Source organism: Microbispora sp. KK1-11, assembly GCF_006874435.1.
GTDB lineage: Bacteria > Actinomycetota > Actinomycetes > Streptosporangiales > Streptosporangiaceae > Microbispora > Microbispora catharanthi.
The window spans coordinates 1-24,192 of the sequence record NZ_VIRJ01000007.1; the positions used below are offsets into that span (position 1 = coordinate 1).

Genomic DNA, 24,192 nt, shown 5'->3' on the forward strand with positions numbered 1-24,192 from the left:
GGTCTTAATTCTTCCCGACCGGCTCTTCCGTGTCAAATCCGCCCCACCGGGACTTAATTTGACCCGAAACCCGCCGACCGACAGGAATTCGACCACCCCGTTTCCGGGGCAACCCCTCTAACTTACCCGAACCCCCAGCCCGGCGCAAAACCACCAGACCTGGAAGATCAAAAAGTACGAGGAGCCGCCGGCAACCAGCCGCGCACACACAAGACAACCACCGAAGTGATCGAAGAGGAGTGCGCCGAACCGCGCCGACACCACAAGATTACCAGGGCCTGCCGGCGACTTGGCCCGGCTAGGTTCCAACGCGCCCGTCCGGGAGCCTATTCCCGCAGGTCATCCGCCGGATGGAAGTTCCGCACGGATGGAACGGCGTAAGACCCGGCTTCATTCCCGTCACGACTCGCCCGCGTGGACAAGGGTAGGGGCCGGGGCATGCTACGACTGATCCGCCTTGCACAGCCTTTTTACAAGGAGAAGGGGTAGGAACGGGACGTGACTCGACAGGGGTTCCCTCGCGCCCTGATCGTGCTGGTCTGTGCCGCTGCCGCGGTGATAACGCTCGCCGGCGTCCAGGCGGTGGGCTCGATCGTCGGCCCGGTCGTCCTGGCGCTGACCCTCGTCATCGCCGTCTCCCCGGTACGCGGCTGGCTGGCCCGCCACAAATCGCCGGTATGGCTGCAGGTGGCCGTCCCCCTCGCCGTGGTGCTACTGGTCCTGCTCGGCATGGTCGCGGTGCTCACCCTCGCCGCCGCGCAACTCGCGATCCTGGCTCCCACGTACGCGGACCAGTTCAACGCGATGGTGGCCGACCTCCAGCACTGGGCGGCGGGCCTCGGCTACGGGAGTGAACAGCTCAACAAGGCGCTGTCGTCGCTCGATTTCGGCAAGTTCATCGGCGTCGCCCAGAGCGTGTTGAGCAGCCTTCTGGGAGTGTTGTCGAGCCTGTTCCTGATCGTCGTGCTGCTGCTGGCCATGAGCCTCGACGCCCCCGTGTTCGCCCGGATCGTGGATGCCGCCTCGACCGAACGGCCCGCCCTCGCCCGCGCGCTCAAGACCTTCACGTACAGGACGCGCCGCTACCTGATCGTCTCGACCGTTTTCGGCCTCATCTGCTCGGTCCTGGACGTGATCGTGCTGTATGTGCTGAGCGTGCCGCTCCCGCTGTTGTGGGGAGTGCTCGCCCTCATCACGAACTACATCCCGAACATCGGGTTCATCCTGGGCCTCATCCCGCCGGCGCTGCTCGGGCTGCTGGAGGGCGGGCCCAAGACGATGCTGCTGGTGATCGTGGCGTACATCGCGATCAACGTGGTGATCCAGTCGTTCATCCAGCCGAAGTTCCTGGGTGACGCCGTGGGGTTGTCCACCACGGCCACGTTCCTCTCGCTGATCGTCTGGGCGTGGGTGCTCGGTCCGCTGGGTGCGCTGCTGGCGATCCCGCTGAGCCTGCTCGTCCGTGCCCTGCTCGTCGACAGCGATCCGGACGGCGCCTGGGCCGCCGCGCTCATCTCCGGGCGGTTACCTGAACGCTCCCCGGCGTCCCACCCGGACCCACAGTCGGAACAGCCCGGACCTCGGTGAATCCCTCCGGCCGTTTCAGCCCTCCCAGCTGTTCGGCACCGAGCACTCGTGCGGCCTCTGCCTCGGTGGCCGCTCGAACCTCGACGGGGCCGTTTTCGTCGGACGGGCGCAGCCACGGAGCGTCTGCGAGCTGCGCCGCCGTGCTCCGGCTTAGGGTCTGATCATGCGGCGATGGGACAACGACGAGCGCCTCACCGGGATCGCGGACGCCTCGGCGATGGAGCCACAGGTGTCCGCGCTGCTCGACGCGATGGCACGGGACGGCTGGGTGACGGAGGAACCCGAGGCGCATCTGCTCCCCCACCTGCGCCGCGCGTGCGGGTCGGAGTGGCTGCTGACCGGTGAGCGCCTGCTCGACGACGGCGTGTACGAGGTGACGGTCTCGCTGGCCGGAGACAGGGAGGGCGTCCACGTGCAGCGCGACGTGATCCGGCTGCTGTCGGCGATCGCCGAGACCGTCTTCTTCGTACGGCAGGCCGCGCCGGGCGTGTTCGAGTGCGTGACCGGAATGCTCGACGGTGACCCGCCCGGCTTCAAGAGCCACGGCCACATGGTCCGCCTCATCGTGACCTGAGACGGGCGGGACCACCGTCTCAGGCGGCGGGGACGGTCTTCTTCTCCCCCGGGACCGGCACCGGCGTGATCTCCGCGTACCTGCGCCGCCAGGGGATGGCCGCGATCAGCACCGGGAACAGCACCAGCGAGCTGATCGCCCAGGGCGCGTGCAGCTCGCCCCACTTGGCCCCGTGGAACTGGGTGAGCACGATGTAGCCGATCGCGGCCCACAACGTGCTGCCGAGGACCGCCGGCCAGGCCCAGCGGGTGGGCCTGGCGACCAGGAACGGCATGAACCACAGCAGGTACTGCGCGCCGAGGCGTGGCGTGAAGATCATGAAAGACAGCAGGATCGCGATCGTGACGTCGACCGGGTCGGCCTTGCGCCACCAGACGAGGCAGGCGACGATCGCGGCGTAGATGAGGTATTGGCCGATCCTGGCCGGGAGCGGGTCGAGGTTCCAGTTGCCGCCGCTGACCAGGGCGGTCCAGCCCCAGTCCCCCGTGATCGGACGGACGTCGCTGGGCCGAAGCCCGATGGTGTTGAGGACCTCGGGCAGCTGCCGCCACTCCGTCCAGCCGCCGATCGGGAGCGTCAGCAGGAAGAACACCGGCGAGACACCGGTCGCGACCAGCGAGACCAGGCGGCTGCGCAGCCCGGGCAGGAACATCAGCAGGGCCGGCACGAGGATCACCGGCCAGCTCTTCGCGCAGAGCGCGAGCCCCATGAGCAGACCCGCCCACACGGCCCGCCCCGTCGCAGCGCGATCCTCCTGCGACGGGTGGACGATGCGCCGCACGATCTCGCCTGGCGAGATCCAGGGCAGCGGCAGGTCACGGTTCGCGAGCCGCATGCGGGCCCACGGCAGAGGCTCAGGCCGCCGCCATTCGCCCGGGCCGCGCGCCACGACGTACGCCGCGACCCCGAAGACCAGGGAGACCGGCTCGACCTGGCCGTGCACGGAGGCGACGAGGATCGCGAGGGGGTTGCAGGCGTACTGGAAGGCGCGCAGTTTCTCGGTCCGTGCCCCGGCCAGCTTGCCGACCAGCGGGATCAGCACGACGTCGGCGACGACGGTGACGATGCGACCGGCGTACTCCCACGGGATGCCCAGCCACAGCAGCAGGCCGTACATGTATGGGATCGTCGGGAGGAAGTGCCATCCGCCGTTGCTCTCGAGCACCGGATCGCGGTGGTCGAGGATCGCCACGCCGGCGGGCTGGAAGCTGTTGACGTAGTCGACCGGCTGCCACTGGGTGTCCCTGGCCGACAGAACCATGATCAGCACGCGTACGGCGATGCCGAGCGTGAGCGTGACGGCCAGGGACGGCCGCCAGCCCTTCCATTGGGCGACGAGCGCGAGCACGACGCCGGCGACGAGGACGATGCTGGTGGGGATCGCGTATTCCATGACGATGCCAAGACTGCCTGACGAATGGCAAAACAGGCGACTCGATCCCGGATTCGGTGATCCAGCCATCGCGATCCGTCACGATTCGGGGTATTGTGACCACGGAGCGTTACATCCAGGAGACTTCGATGAAAATTCGCCTGTGGGTCACCCTTGCCGTGGCCGTGATCGTCGGGATGCTGATCGGCCTGCTCGCCCCCACGCACGGGGGCGACCGGCGCGGCGGGTAGGGGGGTCGTCCCCGCCGGACCGGCCGCCTGCTCATGGGCGGCCGATTCGCATCGGTCCGCGCTTACATCGCGTGCGGGCGGCGAGGGATCCGGTCCGGCGGGCCGTGCCCGGATCCCTCTGGCCGTCGACAGATGGACGGGTCAGAAGCCCGCGGTGATCCTGGTGAAGTCCCAGTCGCTCTGCGCGATGCCGCTGCAGTTCGACACCACGCCGCCGCCCGGGCAGCCGCGGTCGCGGTTGACCGCCCAGAAGGCGAGCCGGCCCAGGCCCTTGGACTTGGCCCAGTCGCGGATCTGGGTCCAGGTGGCCACGGAGGTGAGCTCCTGCTGGTCGGACAGGCCGTTCATGCCCGAGATGCCCATGTGGGCGTACGCCTGGGCGTCGGTCCAGCCCCACGCCGTCTTGAGCGCGTTCTTCAGGCCCTCGGCCGCGTTGACGGTGTTCTGGTACATGTTGGCGCCGCCGCCGAAGTCGAACGGCATGATCGTGTAGTTGTCGATGTTCACGCCCAGCGCCTTCGACTGGTTGATCAGCCGGGTGCCGTAGTAGGTCGGGCCGGTCGTGCTGGTGCCGAAGGTGACGACGACCTTGACGTTCGGGTTGTTCTGCTTGACGATCTTGAGCCCGCCGAGGATGCGGTCCTGGACGGCCTCGTTCTCGAACTCGTCGGTGTTCTCGATGTCGAAGTCGACCGCGGCCGGGTTGTAGGCGTTGATGACCTGCTGGACAGCCGAGGCGAAGGCGGACGAGCTGGAGCAGTTCGGGCCGAGCTTGTTGCCCTGCCAGCCGCCGAAGGAGATCTGGACGTTGCCGCCCGCGGCCTTGATCTGCGAGATCGCGGTGGCGTCGGCGCTGCCGGACAGCGGGCGGGAGCCGTCCCACGCCGGGGTGCAGCCGCCGCCGGAGAGCATGAAGGCCATCGTGAACTGCTTGACCCCGGTGGCGTTCATGACGGTGGCCGGGTTCGGCGGGTTGCCCCAGCCCTCGTACAGGTACGGCGCGCCGGGGAGCTTTCCGCCGCTCGCGGGGCAGCCCGTGGTGGTGCCGGTCACAGAACCGCTCGCCGCGGACTCGCCGTTCGAGTTGTACGCCTTGACCGTGTACGTGTGGGTGGTGCAGGTGCCGAGACCGGAGATCGTGGCGCTGGTGCCGCTGCCGGTCGCCTTGACCGAGGTGCCCTCGTAGACGCGGTAGCCGGTCACCGTGCCGCTCGACGCCGACCACGACAGCGAGATCGACGAGTTCGTGGTGCCGGTGACGGCCGGGTTGCCCGGCTTGCCCGGCGCGCCGGACGGAGGCGTCGGGCTCGGGGACGGGTTGCCTCCGCCGCTGACCGGCTTCCAGAGCGCCGGGACGTTCGGCGGTTCCCAGCCGGTCAGGGACGTGTGCGCCTGGATGCACTCGTAGTCGACGCCGTTGTAGGTCACCCGGGCGCCGATGGCGTACCAGGTGTTCGGTGCCCATGCCGGGTAGGCCAGCATGACCACGCTGTTCGGGGCCGCAGAGGCGGACGCGGCCGTTCCCGCGACCAGTCCGGCGACGGCCAGGAGGAGGGAGGCCAGCAGGGCGACCAATGCCCTGGCGCGCCGGCCCGTACCGAAGCGAAGCTGCATTCTTCCTCGCAAGGGTGGGTGGGGGGTGGGTGGGGGGGTTCACTTCAGGGCGTCGAGATACGCCCTGTGGGAGCGGGAGAATTCGGAGCCCGTGTACTTGTCCCAGTTGACGGACCAGGCCATGAGGCCGCGCAGGCCGGAGAAGACGCCGTGCGGCCGGTAGGAACCGCAGCCCGTCCCCTTCGCCAGGCAGCCGAAGGCGCTCTGCACCTCGGCCGTGCTCGTGTAGCCGTTGCCGGCGTACGGCGCGGCCGGCAGGCCGATCGCGACTTGGTCGGGACGCAGCGGCGGGAAGGTGGCGCCACCGGCCACGGGGAAGCCGGTGAGCAGCATGTCGGTCATGGCGACGTGGAAGTCGGCCACGCCCATCGTGTGGTACTGGTTGTCGAGGCCCATGATCGGCCCGGAGTTGTAGTCCTGGACGTGCAGCAGTGTGAGGTCGTCACGCAGTGCGTGGATCACGGGCAGGTACGCCCCGGAGCGGGCGTCGGCCGTGCCGCTGCGGCCCGGGCCGTAGAACTGGTAGCCGAGCTGGACGAAGAACGTCTCCGGGGCCATGGTGAGCGTGAACCTCGCGCCATACCTGGCCTTGAGCGTCTTGATCGCGGAGATGAGGTTCACGACCACCGGAGTGGTCGGGTTGCGGAAGTCGGTGTCGCCGGGGTTCAGCGACAGCGAGTGGCCCTCGAAGTCGATGTCGAGGCCGTCCAGGCCGTACCTGTCGGTGATCGCGGCGACGGACTGGACGAATTTGTCCCGGGCGGCGGTGGTGGTGAGCTGGACGATCCCGTTCTGGCCGCCGATCGAGATCAGCACCTTCTTGCCGGCCGCCTGCTTGGCGCGGATGGCCGCGACGAAGTCCGTATCGCTCTCGACGCTCGTGCACTCCGTGGCCGGGCAGCGGGTGAACCGGATGTCGCCGGAGGTGGGCGACGTCGGCTCGCCGAAGGCCAGGTCGATGATGTCCCACGCGTCGGGGACGTCGGCCATCCGCACGTAGCCGGAGCCGTTGGCGAATGAGGCGTGCAGGTAGCCGACCATCAGCCGCTTCCCGCCCGGCGGCGGGCTCGGTGAGGTCGACGGGGACGGGGAGGGAGACGGGGACGGGGAGGGAGACGGGGACGGGGAGGGAGACGGGGACGGGGAGGGAGACGGGGACGGGGAGGGGCTGATGGAGGGCGAGGGGGACGGAGAGGGCGAGGCCGTGGCGCCGGGGCCGTCGAGGACGACGTCGTCGGCGTAGTAGGCGCCCTGGCCGTACCAGCCGTTGACGTAGATCGTCACACTCGTCGTGGACGACCCCGTGGTGAACGACGTCGACAACTGCGACCACGACGATCCCGGCGACCCCCACGTCTGGGCGTTCACCCCCGTGCCGGTCGCCCCGAGGAACACGTAGTCGCCCTGGACCCACGCCGACAGCGCGTACGTCGTGGACGGCTTGACGCTGATCGTCTGCTGGCACCGCGCGTAGTCACTGCCCGCCGGCGTCGCCGACAACGCCTTCGACCCGCCGTGCACCGGGCTCGACACCACCTGTGCCGAGGACGCGCACGTCCACCCCGACAGACCCGACTCGAACCCTGGATTGGCCGTGATGTTGGCCGCACGGGCCGGGCCGCTGAACGTCGCCGTGAGCAGGCCGGCGAAGGCGAGGGACGCCGCCGCGCTCAGGCCGATGAGCTTGTTCATGTGCCTCATCCCGTGTACGAAGCGAAGATCTTGGAGAACTCGTAGGGCGACTGGGGGATGTTGGTGCAGGAGTAGAGCGCGCCGGTGCAGGCGTTGCGGTCGCGGGTCGTCTCCCAGAAGGCGAGCAGGCCGAGGTGCCTGTCCTTGGCGAAGGCGACGAGCTGGCGGGCGTCGTCCTGGTTGTAGATCCGGCCGTCGTCGTTTTGACCGAGCATCGGAGTGACGCCGACCATCCGCCACAGCTGGGCGTCGGACAGGCTGGGATACAGGGTCTTGAGCTGCGCGAAGGTGCTGTTCGCCGCCTGGACCGCCGCGTCGCCGTAGTCGACGGACTGGTAGTAGTCCATCGCCATGACGTTGACGGCGTCGAGCCTGACCCCGGCGTCGCGGGCGGACCGCACCACGTTGAGGCCGTCGGCGGTCAGGCCGTTCGGCAGCACGGGCAGCGTGAGGGAGATCTTCAGGTCGGGGTGGGCCTGCTGCAGCCGGGCGAGCGCCTGCGACCGGCGGGCGATGGACGCGGGCTCGGCCGCCGCGGATCCCTCGATGTCGAGGTCGATGTATTTCAGGTCGTAGGCGGTGACGACCGCGTCGTACTCGCCGGCCAGCGCGTTCACGTCCGTGCACGCCTGGGCGAGCTCGATGCCGGTCGCGCCGCCGAAGGACACCTTGACGTCCCCGCCGCCGGCCCGGATCGCGTCGATCTGGTCCTTCGCCCACTTCTGCCGTGGGTCGTACGCGTTGAACCACATCGCCTTGCAGCCCGACGCGGTGACGAACGCGAGCGTGAAGCTCTTCAGGCCGGAGGCCGAGGCCATCGCGCTCAGGCTGGGGGTCGGCCAGGCGCCCATGTCCACGTACGGCGCGGTGCGCAGGGCCCCGGGCGCGGGCGGCGGCGGACTCGGAGACGCGCTCGGAGACGGACTCGGAGAGGTGCTGGGGGACGCGCTCGGCGAGGGGGACGGCGAGGTCGTCACGCCGTCGCACGGGCCGCCGTTCAGGCGGCAGTTCGCCGGCTTGCCGGGCCCGCTGTTCACCCAGCCGAACGTCGTCGAGGCGCCGGCGGCCAGGCCGCCGTTGTACTCACGGTTCTTGAACGTGTAGTGGTCGCCGGAACGCGTCATCAGCGCGTCCCAGTAGGACCCGACCGTCGAGCCCGCGGGGAGGTCGAACTCGACCGTCCAGCCGGAGATCGCGGCCGTCCCGGTGTTGGTGAGGGTGTAGCGGCCCTGGTAGCCGGAGCCCCAGTCGGAGTCGGCCGAGAAGACGGCCTTGACCGTGGCGGCCTCGGCCGGCAGCGCGACGAGGGCGAGCGCGAGTGCGGCCATCGCGGCGAGCGCACGCCAGACGTACCTGATTGGCATGGACACAACCTCTGTGGGGGGCGAACGGGGAGGTCATGGGAATCCGTACGGCCGGTGCCTGACGGAGGCGGCCGATCGGAACAGCACCGGCCGTACGGCACTCAAGGGCGTCTGGTGACGGGACGCGAGAGGAAGACGTTAGGGGTGAGGAAGGGCCATTTCCGGCTCCCGGTCGTTCTTTTAGGAAAGTTTCCTAAGAGTTGTACGGATCGTAGCTTCGTGGTCGCTGGTTCACAAGACCCAATTCGACAGCGTTCCTAACGAACCTTGTCATCGCTGGTAGACGCGCGGAACCGGGTTATGCGCACGTTAAGGGCCGACTGCTCGTCCGTTAAGGCGAGCGCGGTTGAGGCGGGCACCGCTTGGACGAGCATCATGTGGCCGCCGTGTGCCACGGGCGCACGGCGGCGAAGCGCGGTCAGCGCAGGATCGCGCCCTCGCGGACGGCGTGCCGGCCGTCGCTCTGCACGTTGACGAAGTCGACGAGGCCGACCAGCTTCTCCAGGTCGAACCCGGCCTCGATGCGATCGGGGTCGGCGGGGAGATAGACCGACAGCGGATAGTGGCGGCCGGTGGCCGCACCGAGCGCGTCGAGTTGCGCTCGGAACTCGGCCAGCAGGGCCGTCAGGTTCCGTCTGTCGTCGATGCCGGTGTGGTTGCCCAGGTGTCCCTCGCCGCCGGGCCACTCCCAGTCGATGTCGATGCCGTCGAAGACGCCCGACGCGCTGCCCGGACCGCCCCTGCCCTCGGCGCCCGGCAGGTCGCCCCTGATGTACGCGTCGAGGCAGGACTTCACGAACCTCTGCCGGGTGGCGGCGGTGCGCGCGACGTCCGAGAAGTACTTGGAGTAGGTCCAGCCGCCGATCGAGATCAGTGCCTTCAGGCCGGGGTGGCGGGCCTTGAGCTTCTTCAGCTGGTTGAAGTTGCCGGCGAGCGGGGCGTCGGGAGGGTCGGCCACGCCGTCCAGCGACTCGGCGGCCGTGAAACCGCGCTGGTAGTCGGCCCAGGCGTCGCCCGCGCCGTCGCCCTGGTCGGGGTCGTTCGGGTCGGGCGCGAGCGGCCGGGTGACCCCGGTGAGACAGGTCAGCGAGCCGGGGTCGATGTTCGCGAAGGCGTAGAGGACGTGGGTCAGCCTGCCCGCCAGCCCGCTGGTGTCGATGTCGCGCACGGTGGACGTGGCGCCGTACGCGCCGCGCTGGGAGACGTAGCCCACCCTGATGCGGCGCGGCGAGGGGGACGGCGACGGCGTGACGGTCACGGTGACCGTCACCTCGGGCACGGGAGCTGCGGCCTGCGCCGGTGCGGCCTGCACGGGAGCGGCCTGCACCGGTGCTGCTGCCTGTGCGGGGGCGGCTGCCTGTGCGGGGGCGGCTGCCTGTGCGGGAGCGACCGCGGCCCGCGCCGGTGCGGCGGCGGCCCGCCGCACCACGACACGTGCCCTGGCCTGCGTCTGGCTGACGGCCGTGGGCCCGGTCTCGGTGGCGCGGGCCGGGCCGTACCAGGCGACGAACAGCGAGGACAGCACGGCGCTCAGGACCACGACGGCGAAGGTGCCACGCGTGATCGCTCCCATGGTGGGCTCCGAACAAGGATGAGCCTCCGCGACGGGACGCGGAGGAGGGAAGAGGAATGTCGCGGGAGCGTAGTGGCGGCGCCGCCGGACGGACAAGGAGCGCGGTCTTAAGCCCGGGTTATGCGCGGCTCATGTCGCAGGCGGGCACGTTCCAGTGGCGCCACCTGCGGCGATCCATGATGCCCCACTTCTTTGCAAGTTTCACCCCCCTCGGCCTTCGACGGCCCTGTCGGCACGGTGCCAGCACCGTGCCAGTTCCCTGCCAGCTTCGTGCCAGCGCGGGCCGCGACCGTCGGAGCATGACGTACGCGATTGAGGCCCACGGCCTCGTGAAGAGATACGGCGACAAGACCGCGCTGGCCGGGATCGACCTCGCCGCGCCGCCCGGCTCGGTGCTCGGCGTGCTCGGCCCGAACGGCGCGGGCAAGACCACCGCGGTCCGCATCCTCGCCACGCTCGTCTCCCCCGACGGCGGCCGGGCGGCGGTCGGCGGGCACGACGTGGTGAAGGCGCCGGCCGAGGTGCGGAAGCTGATCGGGCTGACCGGTCAGTACGCGTCGGTGGACGAGAAACTGACCGGGCGGCAGAACCTGGTGATGATCGGGCGGCTCCTCGGCATGAGCAGGGCCGAGGCCCGGGGCAGGGCGGCGGCGCTGCTCGCGGAGTTCGCGCTGGAGGACGCCGCAGACCGGGCGGCGGGTTCCTACTCGGGCGGCATGCGGCGGCGGCTCGACCTTGCCGTCAGCCTGGTCGGCCGGCCGTCGATCGTCTTCATGGACGAGCCGACGACCGGGCTCGACCCGCGCGCCAGGGCGGACCTGTGGCGGATCGTGCGCGAGCAGGTGGCGGGCGGGGCGACCGTGCTGCTCACGACGCAATACCTGGAGGAGGCCGACCAGCTCGCCGACGAGATCGTGCTCATCGACCACGGCCTGGTGGCCGCGCGGGGCACGCCTCGCGAGCTGAAGGCCAGGGCGGGCGACCGGCGGCTGGAGATACGGCCGGAGCACGACGCGGAGAAGGCGGAGCTGATCCTCGCGGAGGTCACCGGGCTGACTCCGCACCGCGGGGAGAACGGGCTGCTCAGCGTGCCGCTGCTGGACTCGGCGGTGAGCCCGGCCGTGTTCCGGCGGCTGGAGGAGGCCGGGGTCTCCCTCGCCGAGCACGCCGTCCGCAGGCCCACGCTCGACGAGGCGTTCCTCGCCCTTACCGACACCACGACCTCGGGGAGGACGCGATGACCGCCATACCGTCCACGTACGGGCGCCGGGGCGCGCTCGCGCAGGGCATGACCCTCGCCTGCCGGAGCCTGGTGCCGCTGGGGAACGAGCCCGGCCGGCTCGTCCAGTTCCTGCTTCAGCCGATCTTCATGGTCGTGGTCTTCGTCCTGATGTTCGGGGCGATGTCCGGCGACCCCGAGCACGCCGCGCGCTACCTGATGCCCGGCGTGCTCACTCAGGTGGCCCTCATCTCGACGAACACCACGGGCATGAACCTCGCCGAAGACATCGTGAACGGCGTGTTCGACCGGTTCCGGAGCATGCCGATCGCTCGCTCCGCCCCGCTGATCGGGCGGGTGACCGCGGACGCGCTGACGACGGCGGCCACCATCGCGGTGGCCCTGCTGGCCGGGATCGCGGCCGGGTTCCGGATCACGGCCTCGCCCCTGGGCGCGCTGGCCGGCCTGGCCCTCCTGCTGCTGTTCACGCTGGCGCTGAGCTGGGTGTCGGCCTGGCTCGGGCTGAAGGCCAAGTCCGTCGCCTCGATGCAGGGCGTGGCCACCGCCGTCCTGCTGCCGCTGACGTTCGGCAGCAGCGCGTTCATCCCCCCGGCCAACCTGCCGGGCGTGCTGCGCTGGTGGTCGTCGGTCAACCCGGTCTCGCACCTGGCCGACGCCGTCCGAGCGCTGCTCACCGGCGCTCCCGTGGGGGCGCACGTCTGGGTCACGCTGGCGTGGGCCGCCGCCGTGACGGCGTGTTTCGTCCCGCTCGCCGTACGCGCCTACACCCGGAGGATCCGGTGAACGCCCCGATGAACCGCCCGCCCGCGCTCCCCCTGCCTGAATGGGCCGGTGCGCTCCCGGACCGGGACGTGTGGACACCAAGTCCGCGCGGCATTCCGGCCCGGCGCGGGTCACGATCAGCGCGCCGTCCTACCTGGTGCTCCCCGTGACAGGCAGGCCGAGGTCCTCGCGCGGCGACGTCCGGCCGCGTTCGTAGGCGGCGTGGAAGCCCGGGCCCGCCGCCTCGCGCGCCGACTCCAGCGCCTCGGCCGCCTCGGCGTCCGCCCGCCAGCCCGCGTGGGCGGCGTCGGCCGCGCCGAAGAGCGCCGCGGAACGCATCGCGTCGCCCCCAGTCAGGGCGATCATGGCCAGCCCGGCCAGCACGGTCGCGAGGACGGGCGGGTCGGGGGTGGCGCCGAGGGCGCCCAGCGCCTCGTGGTGACGCGCGAGCGCGCCGTCGAGGTCGCCCTTGGCCAGCAGCGCCCTGCCGTACTCGGCGTACGCCGACGCGAGTTGCCGGGGGACGGCGGGGTGGGCCTCAAGCACGGCCAGGGCCTTCTCGTACGCCGCCACCGCGCCGTCGAGGTCGCCCCTGCTTCGGGCCACCTTCGCCTCGCCCATGCTCACCTGCACGAGCGCGTACGGCGAGACGCCGGCGGACACGTGGGAGCGAGCGGCCGTCACGTCCGCCGCCGCGCCCTCGGCGTCGCCCGCCTGAAGACGCAGCTCGGCCAGGCGGGTCAGTGTGGAGATCGTGTCGTCCTGGCTGACCCATCCGGCGGTCAGCCCCGCGATCTCGTCGATCAGGTCCGCCGTCGGCGCGCCCCGGCGGGCGCGCAGCGTGGCCAGCGTGAGCAGGGCCTCGCTGAGCCCCCAGCGCTCTCCGAGGGCCCGGAACCTGCGCACCGCCTCCTCGACGTCCTGTTCGCTGTCGCCCGGCAGGCCGAGGGACCCGCCTCTGATCATCAGCGCCGACCCGGCCAGCCAGGGATCACCGGAACCGGCGTACGCGTCGAGCATCCCGGCCGCCTCCTCCCTGCGCCCGGCCATCGCCGTCACGACCGTCCGCAGGATCGGCAGCATCGGATGCACCGGGCCCTCGCGCCGGGCCGTCTCGACGAGGTCGCCGAGCTCCCGGCGGATCTCCTCCAGCCGGCCGGGTTCCATCCAGATCGTGCCGAGCCGGGTGACCGTGACCGCGAACCGGCACCCGGCGTAGGCGCGCACCAGCCCGGCGGGCGGGCCCTCGGGGACGAGTTCGAGGACCTGTCCGGCCCAGACGGCCGCCTGGCCGCGATGTCCGCGCAGCCACCAATACCAGCTCAGCGTGCCGCACAGGCGCAGCGCGGTCTCCGTCTCCCGGGAGTCGACGGCCCAGCGCAGGGCGGCGTTCAGGTTGTCCTGCTCTGCGGTGAGCCTGGCCATCCACTCCAGCTGTCCGGCTCCGCGCAGGCGCGGCTCGGCCTCCTCGGCGAGCCGCAGGAAGTGCGCCGCGTGCCGGCGCCGGTAGCGGTCGAGCTCGCCGTCGTCCGTCAGCCGCCGCAGCGCGTACGCGCGGATCGTCTCCAGCATCCGGAACCGGCCGTCGCCCGGCGCCTCCAGCAGGGACTTGTCGACCAGGGACGGCAGCACCGCCACCACGTCGAGGCCGTCGCCCCCGCAGACCAGCTCCGCGTCGTCCAGCGTGGCGCCGCCGGCGAACACCGCGAGCCGCTCCGCCAGTGTCCGCTCCTCGGGCGTGAGCAGGTCCCAGCTCCACTCGACCACCGCGCTCAGCGTCCGGTGCCGCGGCAGGGCCGTACGGCTCCCGCCGGTCAGCAGGCGGAACCGGTCGTCGAGGCGGGCCGCGAGCCGCTCGGGGCCGAGCGCCCTGATCCGCGCCGCGGCGAGTTCGATGGCGAGCGGCATCCCGTCGAGGCGGCGGCAGATCGTGACGACGTGCGGGGTCGTGTGCTCGTCGAGGGCGAAGCCGGGGCTCACCGCGCGGGCGCGGTCCACCAGGAGGCGTACGGCGGGGTACGCGCCCGCCTCGCCGGGGGTGACGTCCTCCGGGGGCAGGCCGAGGGGCGGGATCGGGGCGAGCGTCTCCCCCGGCACGCCGAGCGGCTCGCGGCTGGTCGCCAGCACGCGCACTCCCGGGCAGCGGCGCAGCATGAGCTCGGCCAGGCCGGCCGCGGCGTCGATCACGTGCTCGCAGTTGTCGAGGATGAGCAGCAGCTCGCGCCCGGCGAGGGCGGCGACCAGGCGTTCGGCCGGGTCCGGCGGGTCGCGCCGCCAGTCCCCGCCCACCCGCGGCTCCGCGTCGGCGCCCAGCGTTTCGAGCACGGACCGCACGACGTCCGCGGGGTCCGCCAGGGGGGCCAGTGGGGCCAGCTCGGCGAGCGCCGCGCCCTCACCGTTACCGCCCTCGCCGTGCCCGCCCGCCTCGGTGCCGCTCTCCCCGGTGACGGCGGCGCGCAGGGCGGTCTCGACCGCCAGGCGCGTCTTGCCCGCCCCGCCCGGCCCGACGACCGTGACCAGCCGGGAGTCGCGCAGCAGGGCCGTGAGGTGCGCGACCTCCTCCTCGCGGCCCACGAACGTCGTCGGCGGCGCCCACACCCTGCCCGCCCGCCGGCCTGTGCCGCCGGCGGTTCCACTGGCAGCGCCGGTGGTGGCGGCGGGGGTGGCGGCGGTGCGGGCCGGCCGCTTGTGCGCCGGCAGGGTCTCCTGCCCGCGCAGCACGTCGAGATGGGCGGCCCGCAGCTCCGGCCCCGGGTCGACGCCGAGTTCGTCCGCGAGCGCCCGGCGGACCCGCTCGTACAGGGCCAGCGCCGCCGCCTGCCTGCCCGAGCGGGCGAGCGCGCGCATCGCCAGGGCGGACAGCCGCTCGCGCAGCGGATGGGCGGCCACCTCGGCCGACAGGTCCACCTCACGTCCGAGCGCGAGGTACGCGGCGGCGCGGGCCTCGGCCACGGCCAGCCGCCGCTCCTCCAGCCGGGCCGCCGCGGCCGCCAGGTAGGGCACCGCGCGCAGGTCGGCCAGGGCGGGTCCGCGCCACAACGCCAGCGCCTCGTCCAGTTCCGCGCACGCGTCGTCCAGCTCCGGAGTCGGGGTCTCGGCGTCCGTCATCCGGTCCGGCAGCGTGCCCGTCGCGTACGGCAGGGTCAGCGCGGTGAACACCTGGGCGTCGACCTGCGCCGGCTCGACGTCGAGCACGTACCCGCCGTCGCGCCACACCACCGCGCCGGGCCGCCCGAGCGCCGCGCGCAGGCGTTTCACCAGCGTCTGCAGCGCGTTCGCGGCGTTGGCCGGCGGGTCGTCCTCCCACAGCGCGTCCACGAGCCGGTCGGCCGGGACGAGGCGGCCGGGCCGCAGGGACAGCACGGCCAGCAGCGCGCGCACACGCGCGCCCGCGACGGCGACCGGAGCCCCGCCGTCGTCGAGGACCTCGAGCGCGCCGAGGAGACGAACCCGCACGCCGGTCAATCCTGCCAGGCACCCGGGGGCCCGCGGCGCCCGCCCGTCCCACGGTCGCTCAGATGGCGCCCACGAGGGTGACGACGCCCGCCCCCACCAGGGCGAACGCCCACATCCTGTCGAGGTTGAACCAGGCCCTGCGCAGGACGGCGACGCCGAGGAACTCGTACACCACGACGGCGACGACGGTCGCCGTCAGGAACATCGCGAGCGTGTGCACCCCGGCGACGAGCATGCCTCCCGACAGGGCGTGCCCGTGGTGACTCGCAGGCATGCGGGTCAGCACGGGCAGCAGCATCAGGCCCGCGCCGTGCACCGACGACATCAGGAACGACCAGGCGGCCAGTTGCGGCAGCGACAGCCGCATACCGACCCAGCGGAAGTGCCGCCGGGCGAGCAGGTGCCACAGGCCGAACCCGACGAGCACGACGCCCGCCCCGATCGAGAGGGCCGTGGCCGTCACGATCGACCCGGTCGCCGACACGGCGAGCACCACGAGGGCCACCGACGCGAGGTGGCCCAGCGCGATGACCGGCAGGGACTGCAGCAGCAGGTCGCGGCTGCGCTCCTGCAACCCGCGGGCGACGGCGAACAGCCAGCCCATCGCGGGGTTGATCCCGTGGAAGGCGCCGAGCAGGATGACCGCGGTCAGCGTCACGGGTAGCAGTAGGAGTCGGAGGACGCGTCGCCGCCCTGGAGCCGGGTCTGGTGCGGGCGCAGGCCGCGGAAGTCGTCGCCGTGCGGGAAGAACCGCTCGTCCAGCGTGAACGACTCGGTGTCGATCTTCGCCATCCAGGCGCCCACGCCGTCGGGGTAGAACTGGTCGTCCCAGGCGCCGTACAGCGAGTTGGTGACGTAGACCCGGCGGCCGTCGCGGCTCACCTCGACCATCTGCGGGCCGCCCGCGAGCCGCTCGTCCGGCGCCGCGGGGTGGGCGGCCCGGTCGACGACGCCGCCGAGGCGGACCGAGCCGATCTCGACGGGCTTGAACGGGTCGGACACGTCGTACTGCTTGAGCTCGCCGGTGCCCCAGCACGACACGTACAGGCGCTGGTCGTCCACCGACAGGTCGATGTCGGTGACCAGCGGCGGCACCGCGCCGAACGGCTTGAGCACGTCGGGCAGGTCGTCGGGCGAGGCGGGCTCGGCCGGGATGGTGATCACCTTCTGCGCCGCCCAGCGGGAGCCGTCCTTGTGCCACAGCCATACGGAGGCCGACAGGTCCTCGACGCTGACGACGACCCCGGCGAAACCGTACGTCTTGGTCGGATCGTGGGCGGGGCGCAGCTCCAGGGTCATCTGGTGCTGGTCGCCGAGGTCCACCTCCTGGACGTGCCGGCGCTTGCGCAGGTCCCAGAAGTGCAGCTTGTGGCCGTACTTGCGGCCGAGCAGCAGCTCGCCGACGACACCGTCCTCGATCATGGAGGGCGTGCCCCACTCGGAGGTGACCATCACGTCGTGGTTGATGTGCCACCAGAAGTCGTACGCCAGGTACTGCGGGCCGCGGTCCACCTCCCACCGGCCGAGCACGTCGAACGAGTTGTGGTCGAGGATCGCGATGCCGCCGGGCCCGTCGTCGCCGTAGCCGCCGAGCGCGCTGACGTACAGCCCCTCGGGGCCGCAGTGCACGGTGTGCGGGCGGGAGTAGCCGGCCCGCTTGCCCAGCTCCTCGGCCTCGACGACCTTCACGAGCTCCGGGCTGACCCGGTCCTTGGTGTCGTAGACGTAGATCCGCGACGACCGCAGGCCGGGGACGATCAGGTAGCGCCGCTCGACGTGCGGGTGCGGCGCGTACGGGCACAGCGCGCTGCTGCAGGCGTTCCAGCCGAAGTGGTGCAGCTCGTCCCCCGTGTACGGCAGGTCGGTCCAGCCGACGACGGTCCCGTACGACGGGGAGCCGGGGTCGGTGTCGAGCACGGCGAGCGCGTCGGGCCGCTGGGCCGACCGGTCGAAGGCCGCCACGTAGGCCAGCTTCTCCGGCGGCGCCTCGGCGGCGTCCCTGGGCGAGGGATAGAAGGTGGGGTCAGGCTTCCACAACGTCATGCACCCCAGGATTCTCCCGAGTTCCCTACCAAGTCAATAGGAATCTACCGACTGTGACCGGCGCCTGGATAGGGCTATAACAGGACATGCGGTTTCGTGACGGGAGCGGGCATGTTCTTCGGCATCACCAACATCTGGACCTACATCGCAGGATCGTTCCTGATCATCCTGTTGCCGGGGCCGAACTCGCTGTTCGTGCTGTCCACCGCCGCCCAGCGCGGCGTACGGCAGGGCTATCGGGCGGCGGCCGGGGTGTTCGCCGGCGACTCGGTCCTCATGTTCCTGTCGGCCGCGGGGGTCGCGTCGCTGCTGAAGTCCACGCCCGTCCTGTTCTCGATCGTGAAGTACTCGGGCGCGATCTATCTGGCGTGGATCGGCTTCGGCATGCTCCGCGGCGCCTGGCGCTCCCTGCGGGCCTCCCGGGGCGCGACTCCGGCCCAGGCCGCGAAGGCGGCACGGGAGCAGGGTGCGGAGGCGACACAGGAGCAGGTCGCCGAGGCGGCGCAGGAGGCCGTCCCTGCGCCGGTGGGCAACCCGTTCCGTAAAGCGTTCACGATCAGCCTGCTCAATCCCAAGGCCATCTTGTTCTTCGTGGCGTTCTTCGTGCAGTTCGTGGACCCGTCGTACGGCGCGCCCGCGCTGTCGTTCCTGATCCTGGCGCTGATCGTGCAGGTCTTCAGCGTGACCTACCTGACCACGCTCATCTTCGGCGGCACGTTCCTCGCGGCCCACTTCCGGCGCCGCCGCAAGCTGGCCGCCGGGCTCACCACGGGGGTCGGCGCGCTCTTCCTCGGCTTCGGCGCCAAGCTGGCCACCGCGACACTGAGCTGACGCTCACTCCCCGCGCATGTCGGCGAGGGCGTTCTCGAAGGCGTCCATCGCCCGCTGGATCCGGTCGTATCCGGCCGACGGCAGCCAGGCCATGACCCGGGCGACCCCGGCCTTCTCGCACTGCTCCAGCGCGCCGGGGTCGGCCGGCGCGGACAGCATCACGACCTCGATGTCCCTGCCCGCCTCCTCGGCCCGCCGGAACAGCTCGGGGACGCGCTCCAGGATCCCGGGGCCGTAGTTGGGCATCCACGCGTCCCCGTAGGCGAGCACGCGGTCGAAGACGCGCGGCCCGACGCCGCCCACCAGGATCGGCGGGTAGGGCTTCTGCGCCGGTTTGGGCCACGACCAAATCGGGTCGAAGTTCACGAACTCGCCGTGGTACTCGGCCTCGTCACGGGTCCAGATCTCCTGCATCGCCCGCACGCGCTCGCGCATCACGGCGAAGCGGCGGGCCGGGTCGACGCCGTGGTCGCGCAGCTCCTCACGGTTCCATCCGGCGCCGATGCCGAACTCGAACCGCCCGCCGGTCAGGTTGTCCACGCTCGCGACCGTCTTCGCCAGGCCGAGGGGCTCGTGCTCGGGCACCAGGCAGATGCCCGTGCCCACGCGCAGCCGCGTCGTCGCCGCGCCCGCGGCCATCGAGGCGACGAACGGGTCGTAAGTGTGCCAGTAGCGACGGGGCAGTTCGCCGCCCCATTCGTCCTTCGGCGTCTGGCCGCCCGGCGGCACCGGGATGTGCGTGTGCTCGGTGAACAGCAGCGCCGTGTGGCCGCGCTGCTCGACGAGCCGGGCCAAGGCATCAGGACGAACCGCATCATCCGTTGCGAAGTAGCCGAAACCTGAGTCCATGCCGTCAACGTAACCCGCGTCCACCACCCGCGGGGGAAAGCGGTCAGCGCCCCCCGGTAAAGCGCTGATCAGGGGTTTTCCATCCACCAGGACGCCCGCGAGAGGTATGCCGTAGCGTTGTGAAGCGCGGGGGCGGTTCGCGCATTCGGCCCCCGCAGGCCTGACGGTCAGGTACGGTAAGCCACCGACGAGGCCGCCCAACCCGGGTGTTTCCATCCGCTATGTCCGGGTAGGCGCGTTGGCCAACTACAGCGTCGGTCTCCCCCACCGGCCCGTTGGAGTCACCATGAACCACACGCCCTTCGCATTGCCACGGCTCACCGCGCTGATCAAGCAGGCGGTGCCCCGGCTCCTCGAAGGCGTGGTGGCTCCCCTCGTGGTCTTCTACGCGGCTCTCGCGGTGCTCGGCCTGCGCGGCGCGCTGATGGCCGCGGTGTCCTGGGTCTACCTGGGCGTCCTGTGGCGGATCATCCGGCGTCAGCCCGTGCCGGGGACGATGATCATGGCGACGATCGCGATCACCTTCCGCACCGTGATCGGTCTGTGGACCGGCAGCCCCGTCCTCTACTTCATCCAGCCGGAACTCGGCACGATCTGCATCAGCATGGTGCTCCTGGCGTCGGTGCGGATGCGCCGCCCGCTGGTCCAGCGGCTCACACTCGACTACATCCACCTGCCGTCGTTCGTGCTGCGGCACGAGCGCGTCCGCACCTTCTTCGCCCGGATCACCTTGCTGTGGGCGTTCGTGCTGCTGGTCAACTCGGCCATGAGCATCTGGCTGCTGCTGCACGAGTCGATCGGCGACTACCTGATCATCCGCACCGCCGCCGTCGCCGCCGTCACCGGCCTGGCCTTCGTGGCGTCCATCTGGGCGTTCCGCCGGGTTCTGCGGCGGCTGCACGCCGAGGCCCCGGCGATCTCCCGTTAGCCCTCCAGCCTGTGCGTGCGCACCGCCTCGTCGCCGCGGGTGTGCCAGGCGTGGAACGCCAGCGCCGCGACCTTCCATCCCTCGGCCTGCCGTACGAGCCGGAGCCGGTAGACGCCCCACACCTCGAACATGCCGCCGCCCAGCGCGGCGTCGAGCAGGTTGTAGGAGTAGCCCTTGGTGGTCACGTGCGCCTCGGCGCCGTCCACCGTCACGGCGAAGTTGCTCACGCTGTGGAAGCTCTGCTTGCGGGCGTGCAAGCCGGTGCGCCACCCGTCCACGAGGGCCTCGGCGCTCACCCGGGCGGGCTCCCCGCCGTTGAGGCTGGTGAAGTCGGCGTCCACCTCGTCGTCGAACAGCTCCAGGCACACCGGCCAGTTCTTGGCGTCCACGGTGTCGAAGACGGCCGTGACTACGTCCACGATCTCGGCCCGGTCCACCAGTGCGGCGATCTCATCCATGGGCACCATCCTGCCCTACGTGATCTGTGATAGGCACATTTCCCATGGGTACCGCACTGGTCACCGGCGCCTCACGAGGTCTGGGCGCCGTCATCGCCGAACGGCTCGCCGCGGACGGCCGGCACGTCGCCGTCAACTACGCCAACGACACGGCCGGGGCCTCCGCCGTCGTCGACCGCATCATCGCCGCCGGCGGCTCGGCCCGCCTGGCCCGGTTCGACGTCACCGACGAGGAGTCCGTACGGGAGGGCGTGGCCGCGCTCGGGCATGTCGACGTGGTCGTCAACAACGCCACCGGCCCCCAGCCGCTGATGCCCGTGGAGAAGCAGACCTGGGAGGACCACCTCGGCCAGCTCCGCTTCTTCGTCAAGGCCCCGCTGCTGATCCTGCAGGCCGTGCTGCCCGGCATGCGCGAGGCCGGTTCCGGCCGGATCGTCAACGTGGGCAGCGAGGTCGCCGACCTCGGCAACCCGGAGTTCGGGCACTACGTCGCCGCCAAGGCCGCGATGCACGGGCTCACCCGGTCGTGGGCCAGGGAGCTGGGGCCGTACGGGATCACGGTGAACACCGTCGAGCCGGGCTGGATCCCGGTGGAGCGGCACGCGGACGTCCCCCCGGAGGACTACACCGGCTACCTGCGCGACGTCCCGCTGGGGCACATGGGCGTGCCGGCGGACGTGGCCGAGACGGTGGCCTTCCTCGCCTCCCCCGGCGCCCGGTTCGTCACCGGCCAGCGGCTCGCCGTCAACGGCGGCAAGACGATGAGCTGACCCCGCCCACACCGCCGAACGTAAAGAATCATGTGATTCACGAGCTGTTTCGGCAAAAAATCGGTTAATGTCCGTTCATGTCCGGCGCATATTTTCCCCGAATCCAGACCGTCACGGGCGCCGTCCCCGTCGCCGAGATCGACGGGCCGGTGCTGCCGTACGAGCACCTGCGCACCGACACCCGCTGGGGGATCGGCGTGGACTCCGATCCCCACCGGTGGCTGGACGAGGAGCGATACGTGCTGGCCGAGGTCAAGCACCTCGGCAGGGAGTACGCGCTGGGCCTCGTCGTGGAGCACAGCTGCATCGGGATGGCGCGCGACCCCGCGGCGCTCGCCCGGATCTCGATGGCCGCGCGGGTCCCGATCGTGGCCGCCACCGGGTTCGCCGCGCAGCCGTTCGCGGGTGAGACCATCACCCGGTACGGCGTGGAGGACCTGACCGCCGACCTGCTGCACGAGATCGGCGCCGGACTCGACGGGACGGGCGCGCGGCCGGGCGTCATCGTCGCCGCCGCGTGGGACGAGACGCCCACTCCCGCCGAGGAACGGGCCGTCACCGCCGCCGCCCGCGCCTCCCTGCGTACCGACCTCCCGGTGGCGACCGGCGGCCTGGAACTGCTGGAACTCCTGCTCTCGCAGAACGTCCCCGCCCGGCGTCTCAGCGCCCGCGCCGGCGACCCACTGGTCCAGCGCAAGATCGCCGAGACCGGAGCGTACGTGAGCGTGGACGACGCCGAGGACGTCCTCACCCTCCTCGACTCCGGGCACGCCGAACGCGTCCTGCTCAGCAGCGGCGTACGGCTGCGGGAGCACTTGTCAGGCTACGGCGGGCAGGGCTACGGCCGGCTGTTCTCCACAGTCCTCCCCGCCCTGCAGGAGGCCGGCGTGGACGCTGAGACCCTGCGTCTCATCACCCACGAGAACCCGCTCCGCTGGCTCACCGCCTGACCTCACCGCCCGCCTCTCGACGGCGATGTCTCCAGCCGCCGTGGGCAGTGGCATGGCCATGTTCGCCCCACGCCGTGGGCCATGACCGTGGCGGCCATGTGGTCCAGGGCCTCGCCCTGGACCACCCGCATGCCGCCGCTGCCCCGATGGCCAGAAGCAGGCATCCCTTCACGTCAAGACATTAATCAACTTGGCCTGAGTGACATTGGAACCTGACCCGAAAAACGGGCCGCCGGCTGTGGTTCCTCCGGTCTGGTTATCCAGCTGCGGATTGGCGATACCCGCTCCGGTTGATGTGGGCGATTTATGAGCTCGGCGCCTGCGACGGGCCGTTAAGGTCGGATTCGTGGAGTGGAGTTTTCTTTCGGCCGAACAGCTCACGGCCGCTCTGCGCGCCGGTGAGGTGACCTCGGTGGAACTGACCGACGAGGCGATCTCCCGTATCGAGCGGGACGACAAGGCGATCAACGCGATCTGCGTGCCGGACTTCGACCGTGCGCGGGCCACCGCGCGCCGGGCCGACGAGGCACGCGCCGCCGGCGAGGATCGGCCGCTGCTCGGCATTCCGGTGACGGTCAAGGAGTCCTACAACATCGCCGGACTGCCCACGACTTGGGGAATACCGCAGTACGCGAGCTATCTGCCGGTTGAGGATGCGGTGGCGGTGTCGCGGTTGAAGGCCGCGGGCGCGGTGATTCTCGGCAAGACCAACGTGCCATTCATGCTGCAAGACTGGCAGAGCTTCAACGAGATCTACGGCACCACTAACAACCCGTGGGATCACGGTCGCACGTCGGGCGGATCCTCCGGCGGATCAGCGGCGGCGCTGGCATCGGGATTCGGCGCGCTGTCCATCGGCTCCGACCTCGCGGGTTCGCTGCGCACCCCCGCGCATTTCTGCGGCGTCTACGCGCACAAGCCGACATTCGGACTAGTGGCGACCCGCGGGATGGTGCCGCCGCCCGCACCGGCGTTGCCGGTCGACGGCGACCTCGCCGTCTGCGGTCCGATGGCGCGCACAGCCCGCGACCTCGCATTGCTGCTGGACGTGATGGCGGGACCGGACCCGCTGACACTCGGCGTCGCCTACGACGTGACGCTGCCGCCTGCACGCCATCAGCGGCTCTGCGACTTCCGGGTCCTGGTCCTCGACGAGCACCCGCTCATCGCGACCGGGTCCGCTGTGCGGGCAGGGGTGAACCGGGTCGCCGACGCGCTCGTCGACGGCGTGGCCCGCGTCGAACGGCACAGTCCGCTGCTGCCCGATCTGACCGAAGCCGCGACGCTCTATACGCAGCTGATGTGTTCGAACCAAGGCGCGCGTATTCCCGCCGAGGCGTACGAGCAGCTGCGGGCCCGCGCCGCCGGACTGAGCGCGGACGATCAGGGTCTCGACGCGGCGCGGCTGCGCGGCATGGTATTCAGCCACCGCGATTGGATCGAGGCGGATATCCGCCGTGAAATGCACCGCCACAGCTGGCGGCAGCTCTTCGCCGAATTCGATGCCGTGGTGTGTCCGATCATGTCAATTCCCGCGTTTCCGCATGACCACAACCCTGACCGTGGGGAACGGCGGATCGACATCGACGGCGTCGAGTACCCTTACCTCGACCAGCCCGTCTGGGCCGGTCTGGCCACCATGCCCGGACTGCCCTCCACCGCCATACCTGCCGGCCGGTCCCCCGAGGGGCTGCCGGTAGGAGTGCAGCTCATCGGTCCGATGTTCGAGGACCGCACTCCGCTGCGGCTGGCCGAACTACTCGAGCAGACAATCGGCGGCTTCCAGGCACCGAAGTAAGGGTTCAAGCCGTCAACGATCGTGTCACCGGGCGCCGTGTTCGGCCCGGTAGGCTCCTGGGCCTGGCTCGGGGCGGCGTA

20 protein-coding genes and 1 pseudogene are annotated in these 24,192 nt (G+C 71.1%); 10 read left to right on the plus strand and 11 right to left on the minus strand.

Annotated elements, in window-relative coordinates; translation table 11 throughout:
* Positions 1-498 precede the first annotated feature (498 nt).
* Together FLW16_RS12525 and FLW16_RS12530 are read left to right on the plus strand one after the other, a co-directional pair.
* Positions 499-1,587 carry an AI-2E family transporter gene (locus tag FLW16_RS12525; RefSeq protein WP_142560193.1) on the plus strand — a complete coding sequence of 363 codons (1,089 nt, stop codon included), beginning with the start codon at positions 499-501 and terminating at the stop codon, positions 1,585-1,587.
* A 163-nt stretch (positions 1,588-1,750) separates the two neighbouring features.
* The gene (locus tag FLW16_RS12530; RefSeq protein ID WP_142560194.1) at positions 1,751-2,161 is read left to right on the plus strand and encodes a hypothetical protein; all 411 of its coding nucleotides are present in this window, start codon (positions 1,751-1,753) and stop codon (positions 2,159-2,161) included.
* Between the two features lie 19 nt (positions 2,162-2,180).
* On the opposite strand, the gene FLW16_RS12535 is transcribed toward FLW16_RS12530, so the two are convergent.
* The 3 genes from FLW16_RS12535 to FLW16_RS46150 all read right to left on the minus strand — a co-directional run bounded on the left by FLW16_RS12535 (position 2,181) and on the right by FLW16_RS46150 (position 6,439).
* Positions 2,181-3,554 carry a hypothetical protein gene (locus FLW16_RS12535; protein ID WP_142560195.1) on the minus strand — a complete coding sequence of 458 codons (1,374 nt, stop codon included), beginning with the start codon at positions 3,552-3,554 and terminating at the stop codon, positions 2,181-2,183.
* Between the two features lie 371 nt (positions 3,555-3,925).
* A complete protein-coding gene (locus FLW16_RS12540) occupies positions 3,926-5,398 on the minus strand; it encodes a carbohydrate-binding protein (RefSeq protein WP_142560196.1) in 1,473 nt (490 codons plus the stop codon).
* A 39-nt stretch (positions 5,399-5,437) separates the two neighbouring features.
* Positions 5,438-6,439, minus strand: coding sequence for a chitinase (locus tag FLW16_RS46150; protein WP_396686211.1), 1,002 nt, complete (start codon positions 6,437-6,439; stop codon positions 5,438-5,440).
* Here FLW16_RS46150 and FLW16_RS46155 point away from each other — a divergent pair.
* Positions 6,438-6,641: a hypothetical protein gene (locus tag FLW16_RS46155; RefSeq protein WP_396686213.1), complete on the plus strand. Its 204-nt coding sequence runs from the start codon at positions 6,438-6,440 to the stop codon at positions 6,639-6,641. The genes FLW16_RS46150 and FLW16_RS46155 overlap by 2 nt on opposite strands.
* Before the next feature lie 29 nt (positions 6,642-6,670).
* On the opposite strand, the pseudogene FLW16_RS46160 reads toward FLW16_RS46155, so the two are convergent.
* The 3 genes and pseudogenes from FLW16_RS46160 to FLW16_RS12555 all read right to left on the minus strand — a co-directional run.
* Positions 6,671-7,099 (minus strand): annotated as a pseudogene (locus tag FLW16_RS46160) (carbohydrate binding domain-containing protein); the annotation flags it as partial.
* On the minus strand, positions 7,096-8,454 hold the full coding sequence (locus FLW16_RS12550; protein ID WP_142560198.1) for a cellulose binding domain-containing protein: 1,359 nt from the start codon (positions 8,452-8,454) through the stop codon (positions 7,096-7,098). The pseudogene FLW16_RS46160 and the gene FLW16_RS12550, both read right to left, overlap by 4 nt.
* A 418-nt stretch (positions 8,455-8,872) precedes the next feature.
* Positions 8,873-10,027 (minus strand): glycoside hydrolase family 18 protein, encoded by a 1,155-nt coding sequence (locus tag FLW16_RS12555; protein ID WP_185949387.1) that lies wholly within the window; start codon positions 10,025-10,027, stop codon positions 8,873-8,875.
* 299 nt (positions 10,028-10,326) lie between these two features.
* Here FLW16_RS12555 and FLW16_RS12560 point away from each other — a divergent pair, with 299 nt between their 5' ends.
* A complete protein-coding gene (locus FLW16_RS12560) occupies positions 10,327-11,268 on the plus strand; it encodes an ATP-binding cassette domain-containing protein (protein WP_142560199.1) in 942 nt (313 codons plus the stop codon).
* Complete coding sequence (locus FLW16_RS12565; RefSeq protein WP_142560200.1) at positions 11,265-12,050, plus strand: ABC transporter permease; 786 nt, start codon at positions 11,265-11,267, stop codon at positions 12,048-12,050. Before FLW16_RS12560 ends, FLW16_RS12565 begins: the two co-directional genes overlap by 4 nt.
* Before the next feature lie 129 nt (positions 12,051-12,179).
* Here the strand turns inward: FLW16_RS12565 and FLW16_RS12570 are convergent, their stop codons facing one another.
* Genes FLW16_RS12570 through FLW16_RS12580 form a run of 3 tightly spaced genes read right to left on the minus strand, consistent with a single transcriptional unit; the run spans position 12,180 to position 17,528 of the window.
* Positions 12,180-15,485, minus strand: a complete 3,306-nt coding sequence (locus tag FLW16_RS12570) for a BTAD domain-containing putative transcriptional regulator (RefSeq protein ID WP_142560201.1) — start codon at positions 15,483-15,485, stop codon at positions 12,180-12,182.
* 58 nt (positions 15,486-15,543) lie between these two features.
* Positions 15,544-16,143 carry a hypothetical protein gene (locus FLW16_RS12575; protein ID WP_139580199.1) on the minus strand — a complete coding sequence of 200 codons (600 nt, stop codon included), beginning with the start codon at positions 16,141-16,143 and terminating at the stop codon, positions 15,544-15,546.
* Positions 16,140-17,528: a selenium-binding protein SBP56-related protein gene (locus tag FLW16_RS12580; RefSeq protein ID WP_142560202.1), complete on the minus strand. Its 1,389-nt coding sequence runs from the start codon at positions 17,526-17,528 to the stop codon at positions 16,140-16,142. Before FLW16_RS12580 ends, FLW16_RS12575 begins: the two co-directional genes overlap by 4 nt.
* A 111-nt stretch (positions 17,529-17,639) precedes the next feature.
* On the opposite strand from FLW16_RS12580, the gene leuE reads away from it, so the two are divergent.
* Positions 17,640-18,359, plus strand: coding sequence for a leucine efflux protein LeuE (gene leuE / locus FLW16_RS12585; protein WP_142560203.1), 720 nt, complete (start codon positions 17,640-17,642; stop codon positions 18,357-18,359).
* 3 nt (positions 18,360-18,362) lie between these two features.
* Here leuE and FLW16_RS12590 read toward each other — a convergent pair whose 3' ends face one another.
* Complete coding sequence (locus FLW16_RS12590) at positions 18,363-19,154, minus strand: LLM class F420-dependent oxidoreductase (RefSeq protein ID WP_260615202.1); 792 nt, start codon at positions 19,152-19,154, stop codon at positions 18,363-18,365.
* A gap of 340 nt (positions 19,155-19,494) precedes the next feature.
* Between FLW16_RS12590 and FLW16_RS12595 the strand changes: the two genes are divergently transcribed.
* A complete protein-coding gene (locus tag FLW16_RS12595) occupies positions 19,495-20,136 on the plus strand; it encodes a VC0807 family protein (protein ID WP_142560205.1) in 642 nt (213 codons plus the stop codon).
* On the opposite strand, the gene FLW16_RS12600 is transcribed toward FLW16_RS12595, so the two are convergent.
* Positions 20,133-20,594 (minus strand): nuclear transport factor 2 family protein, encoded by a 462-nt coding sequence (locus tag FLW16_RS12600; RefSeq protein ID WP_185949388.1) that lies wholly within the window; start codon positions 20,592-20,594, stop codon positions 20,133-20,135. The two genes, FLW16_RS12595 and FLW16_RS12600, sit on opposite strands and share 4 nt — an antisense overlap.
* A 44-nt stretch (positions 20,595-20,638) precedes the next feature.
* Here FLW16_RS12600 and FLW16_RS12605 point away from each other — a divergent pair, with 44 nt between their 5' ends.
* The 3 genes from FLW16_RS12605 (at position 20,639) to FLW16_RS12615 (ending at position 24,112) form a co-directional block, all read left to right on the plus strand.
* Positions 20,639-21,364, plus strand: a complete 726-nt coding sequence (locus FLW16_RS12605; RefSeq protein ID WP_142560207.1) for an SDR family oxidoreductase — start codon at positions 20,639-20,641, stop codon at positions 21,362-21,364.
* Positions 21,365-21,441: 77 nt separating this feature from the next.
* Positions 21,442-22,314 (plus strand): aryldialkylphosphatase, encoded by an 873-nt coding sequence (locus FLW16_RS12610; RefSeq protein ID WP_142560208.1) that lies wholly within the window; start codon positions 21,442-21,444, stop codon positions 22,312-22,314.
* 346 nt (positions 22,315-22,660) lie between these two features.
* Positions 22,661-24,112, plus strand: coding sequence for an amidase (locus FLW16_RS12615; RefSeq protein ID WP_142560209.1), 1,452 nt, complete (start codon positions 22,661-22,663; stop codon positions 24,110-24,112).
* Positions 24,113-24,192 lie beyond the last annotated feature (80 nt).

Coding starts and splice junctions, on each gene's coding strand:
- FLW16_RS12530 (WP_142560194.1), top strand. CDS start 1,751: ATGCGGCGATGGGACAACGACGAGCGCCTCACCGGGATCGCGGACGCC.
- FLW16_RS12535 (WP_142560195.1), bottom strand. CDS start 3,554: ATGGAATACGCGATCCCCACCAGCATCGTCCTCGTCGCCGGCGTCGTG.
- FLW16_RS12540 (WP_142560196.1), bottom strand. CDS start 5,398: ATGCAGCTTCGCTTCGGTACGGGCCGGCGCGCCAGGGCATTGGTCGCC.
- FLW16_RS46150 (WP_396686211.1), bottom strand. CDS start 6,439: ATGGTCGGCTACCTGCACGCCTCATTCGCCAACGGCTCCGGCTACGTG.
- FLW16_RS12550 (WP_142560198.1), bottom strand. CDS start 8,454: ATGCCAATCAGGTACGTCTGGCGTGCGCTCGCCGCGATGGCCGCACTC.
- FLW16_RS12555 (WP_185949387.1), bottom strand. CDS start 10,027: ATGGGAGCGATCACGCGTGGCACCTTCGCCGTCGTGGTCCTGAGCGCC.
- FLW16_RS12560 (WP_142560199.1), top strand. CDS start 10,327: ATGACGTACGCGATTGAGGCCCACGGCCTCGTGAAGAGATACGGCGAC.
- FLW16_RS12565 (WP_142560200.1), top strand. CDS start 11,265: ATGACCGCCATACCGTCCACGTACGGGCGCCGGGGCGCGCTCGCGCAG.
- FLW16_RS12580 (WP_142560202.1), bottom strand. CDS start 17,528: ATGACGTTGTGGAAGCCTGACCCCACCTTCTATCCCTCGCCCAGGGAC.
- leuE (WP_142560203.1), top strand. CDS start 17,640: ATGTTCTTCGGCATCACCAACATCTGGACCTACATCGCAGGATCGTTC.
- FLW16_RS12595 (WP_142560205.1), top strand. CDS start 19,495: ATGAACCACACGCCCTTCGCATTGCCACGGCTCACCGCGCTGATCAAG.
- FLW16_RS12600 (WP_185949388.1), bottom strand. CDS start 20,594: ATGGATGAGATCGCCGCACTGGTGGACCGGGCCGAGATCGTGGACGTA.
- FLW16_RS12605 (WP_142560207.1), top strand. CDS start 20,639: ATGGGTACCGCACTGGTCACCGGCGCCTCACGAGGTCTGGGCGCCGTC.
- FLW16_RS12610 (WP_142560208.1), top strand. CDS start 21,442: ATGTCCGGCGCATATTTTCCCCGAATCCAGACCGTCACGGGCGCCGTC.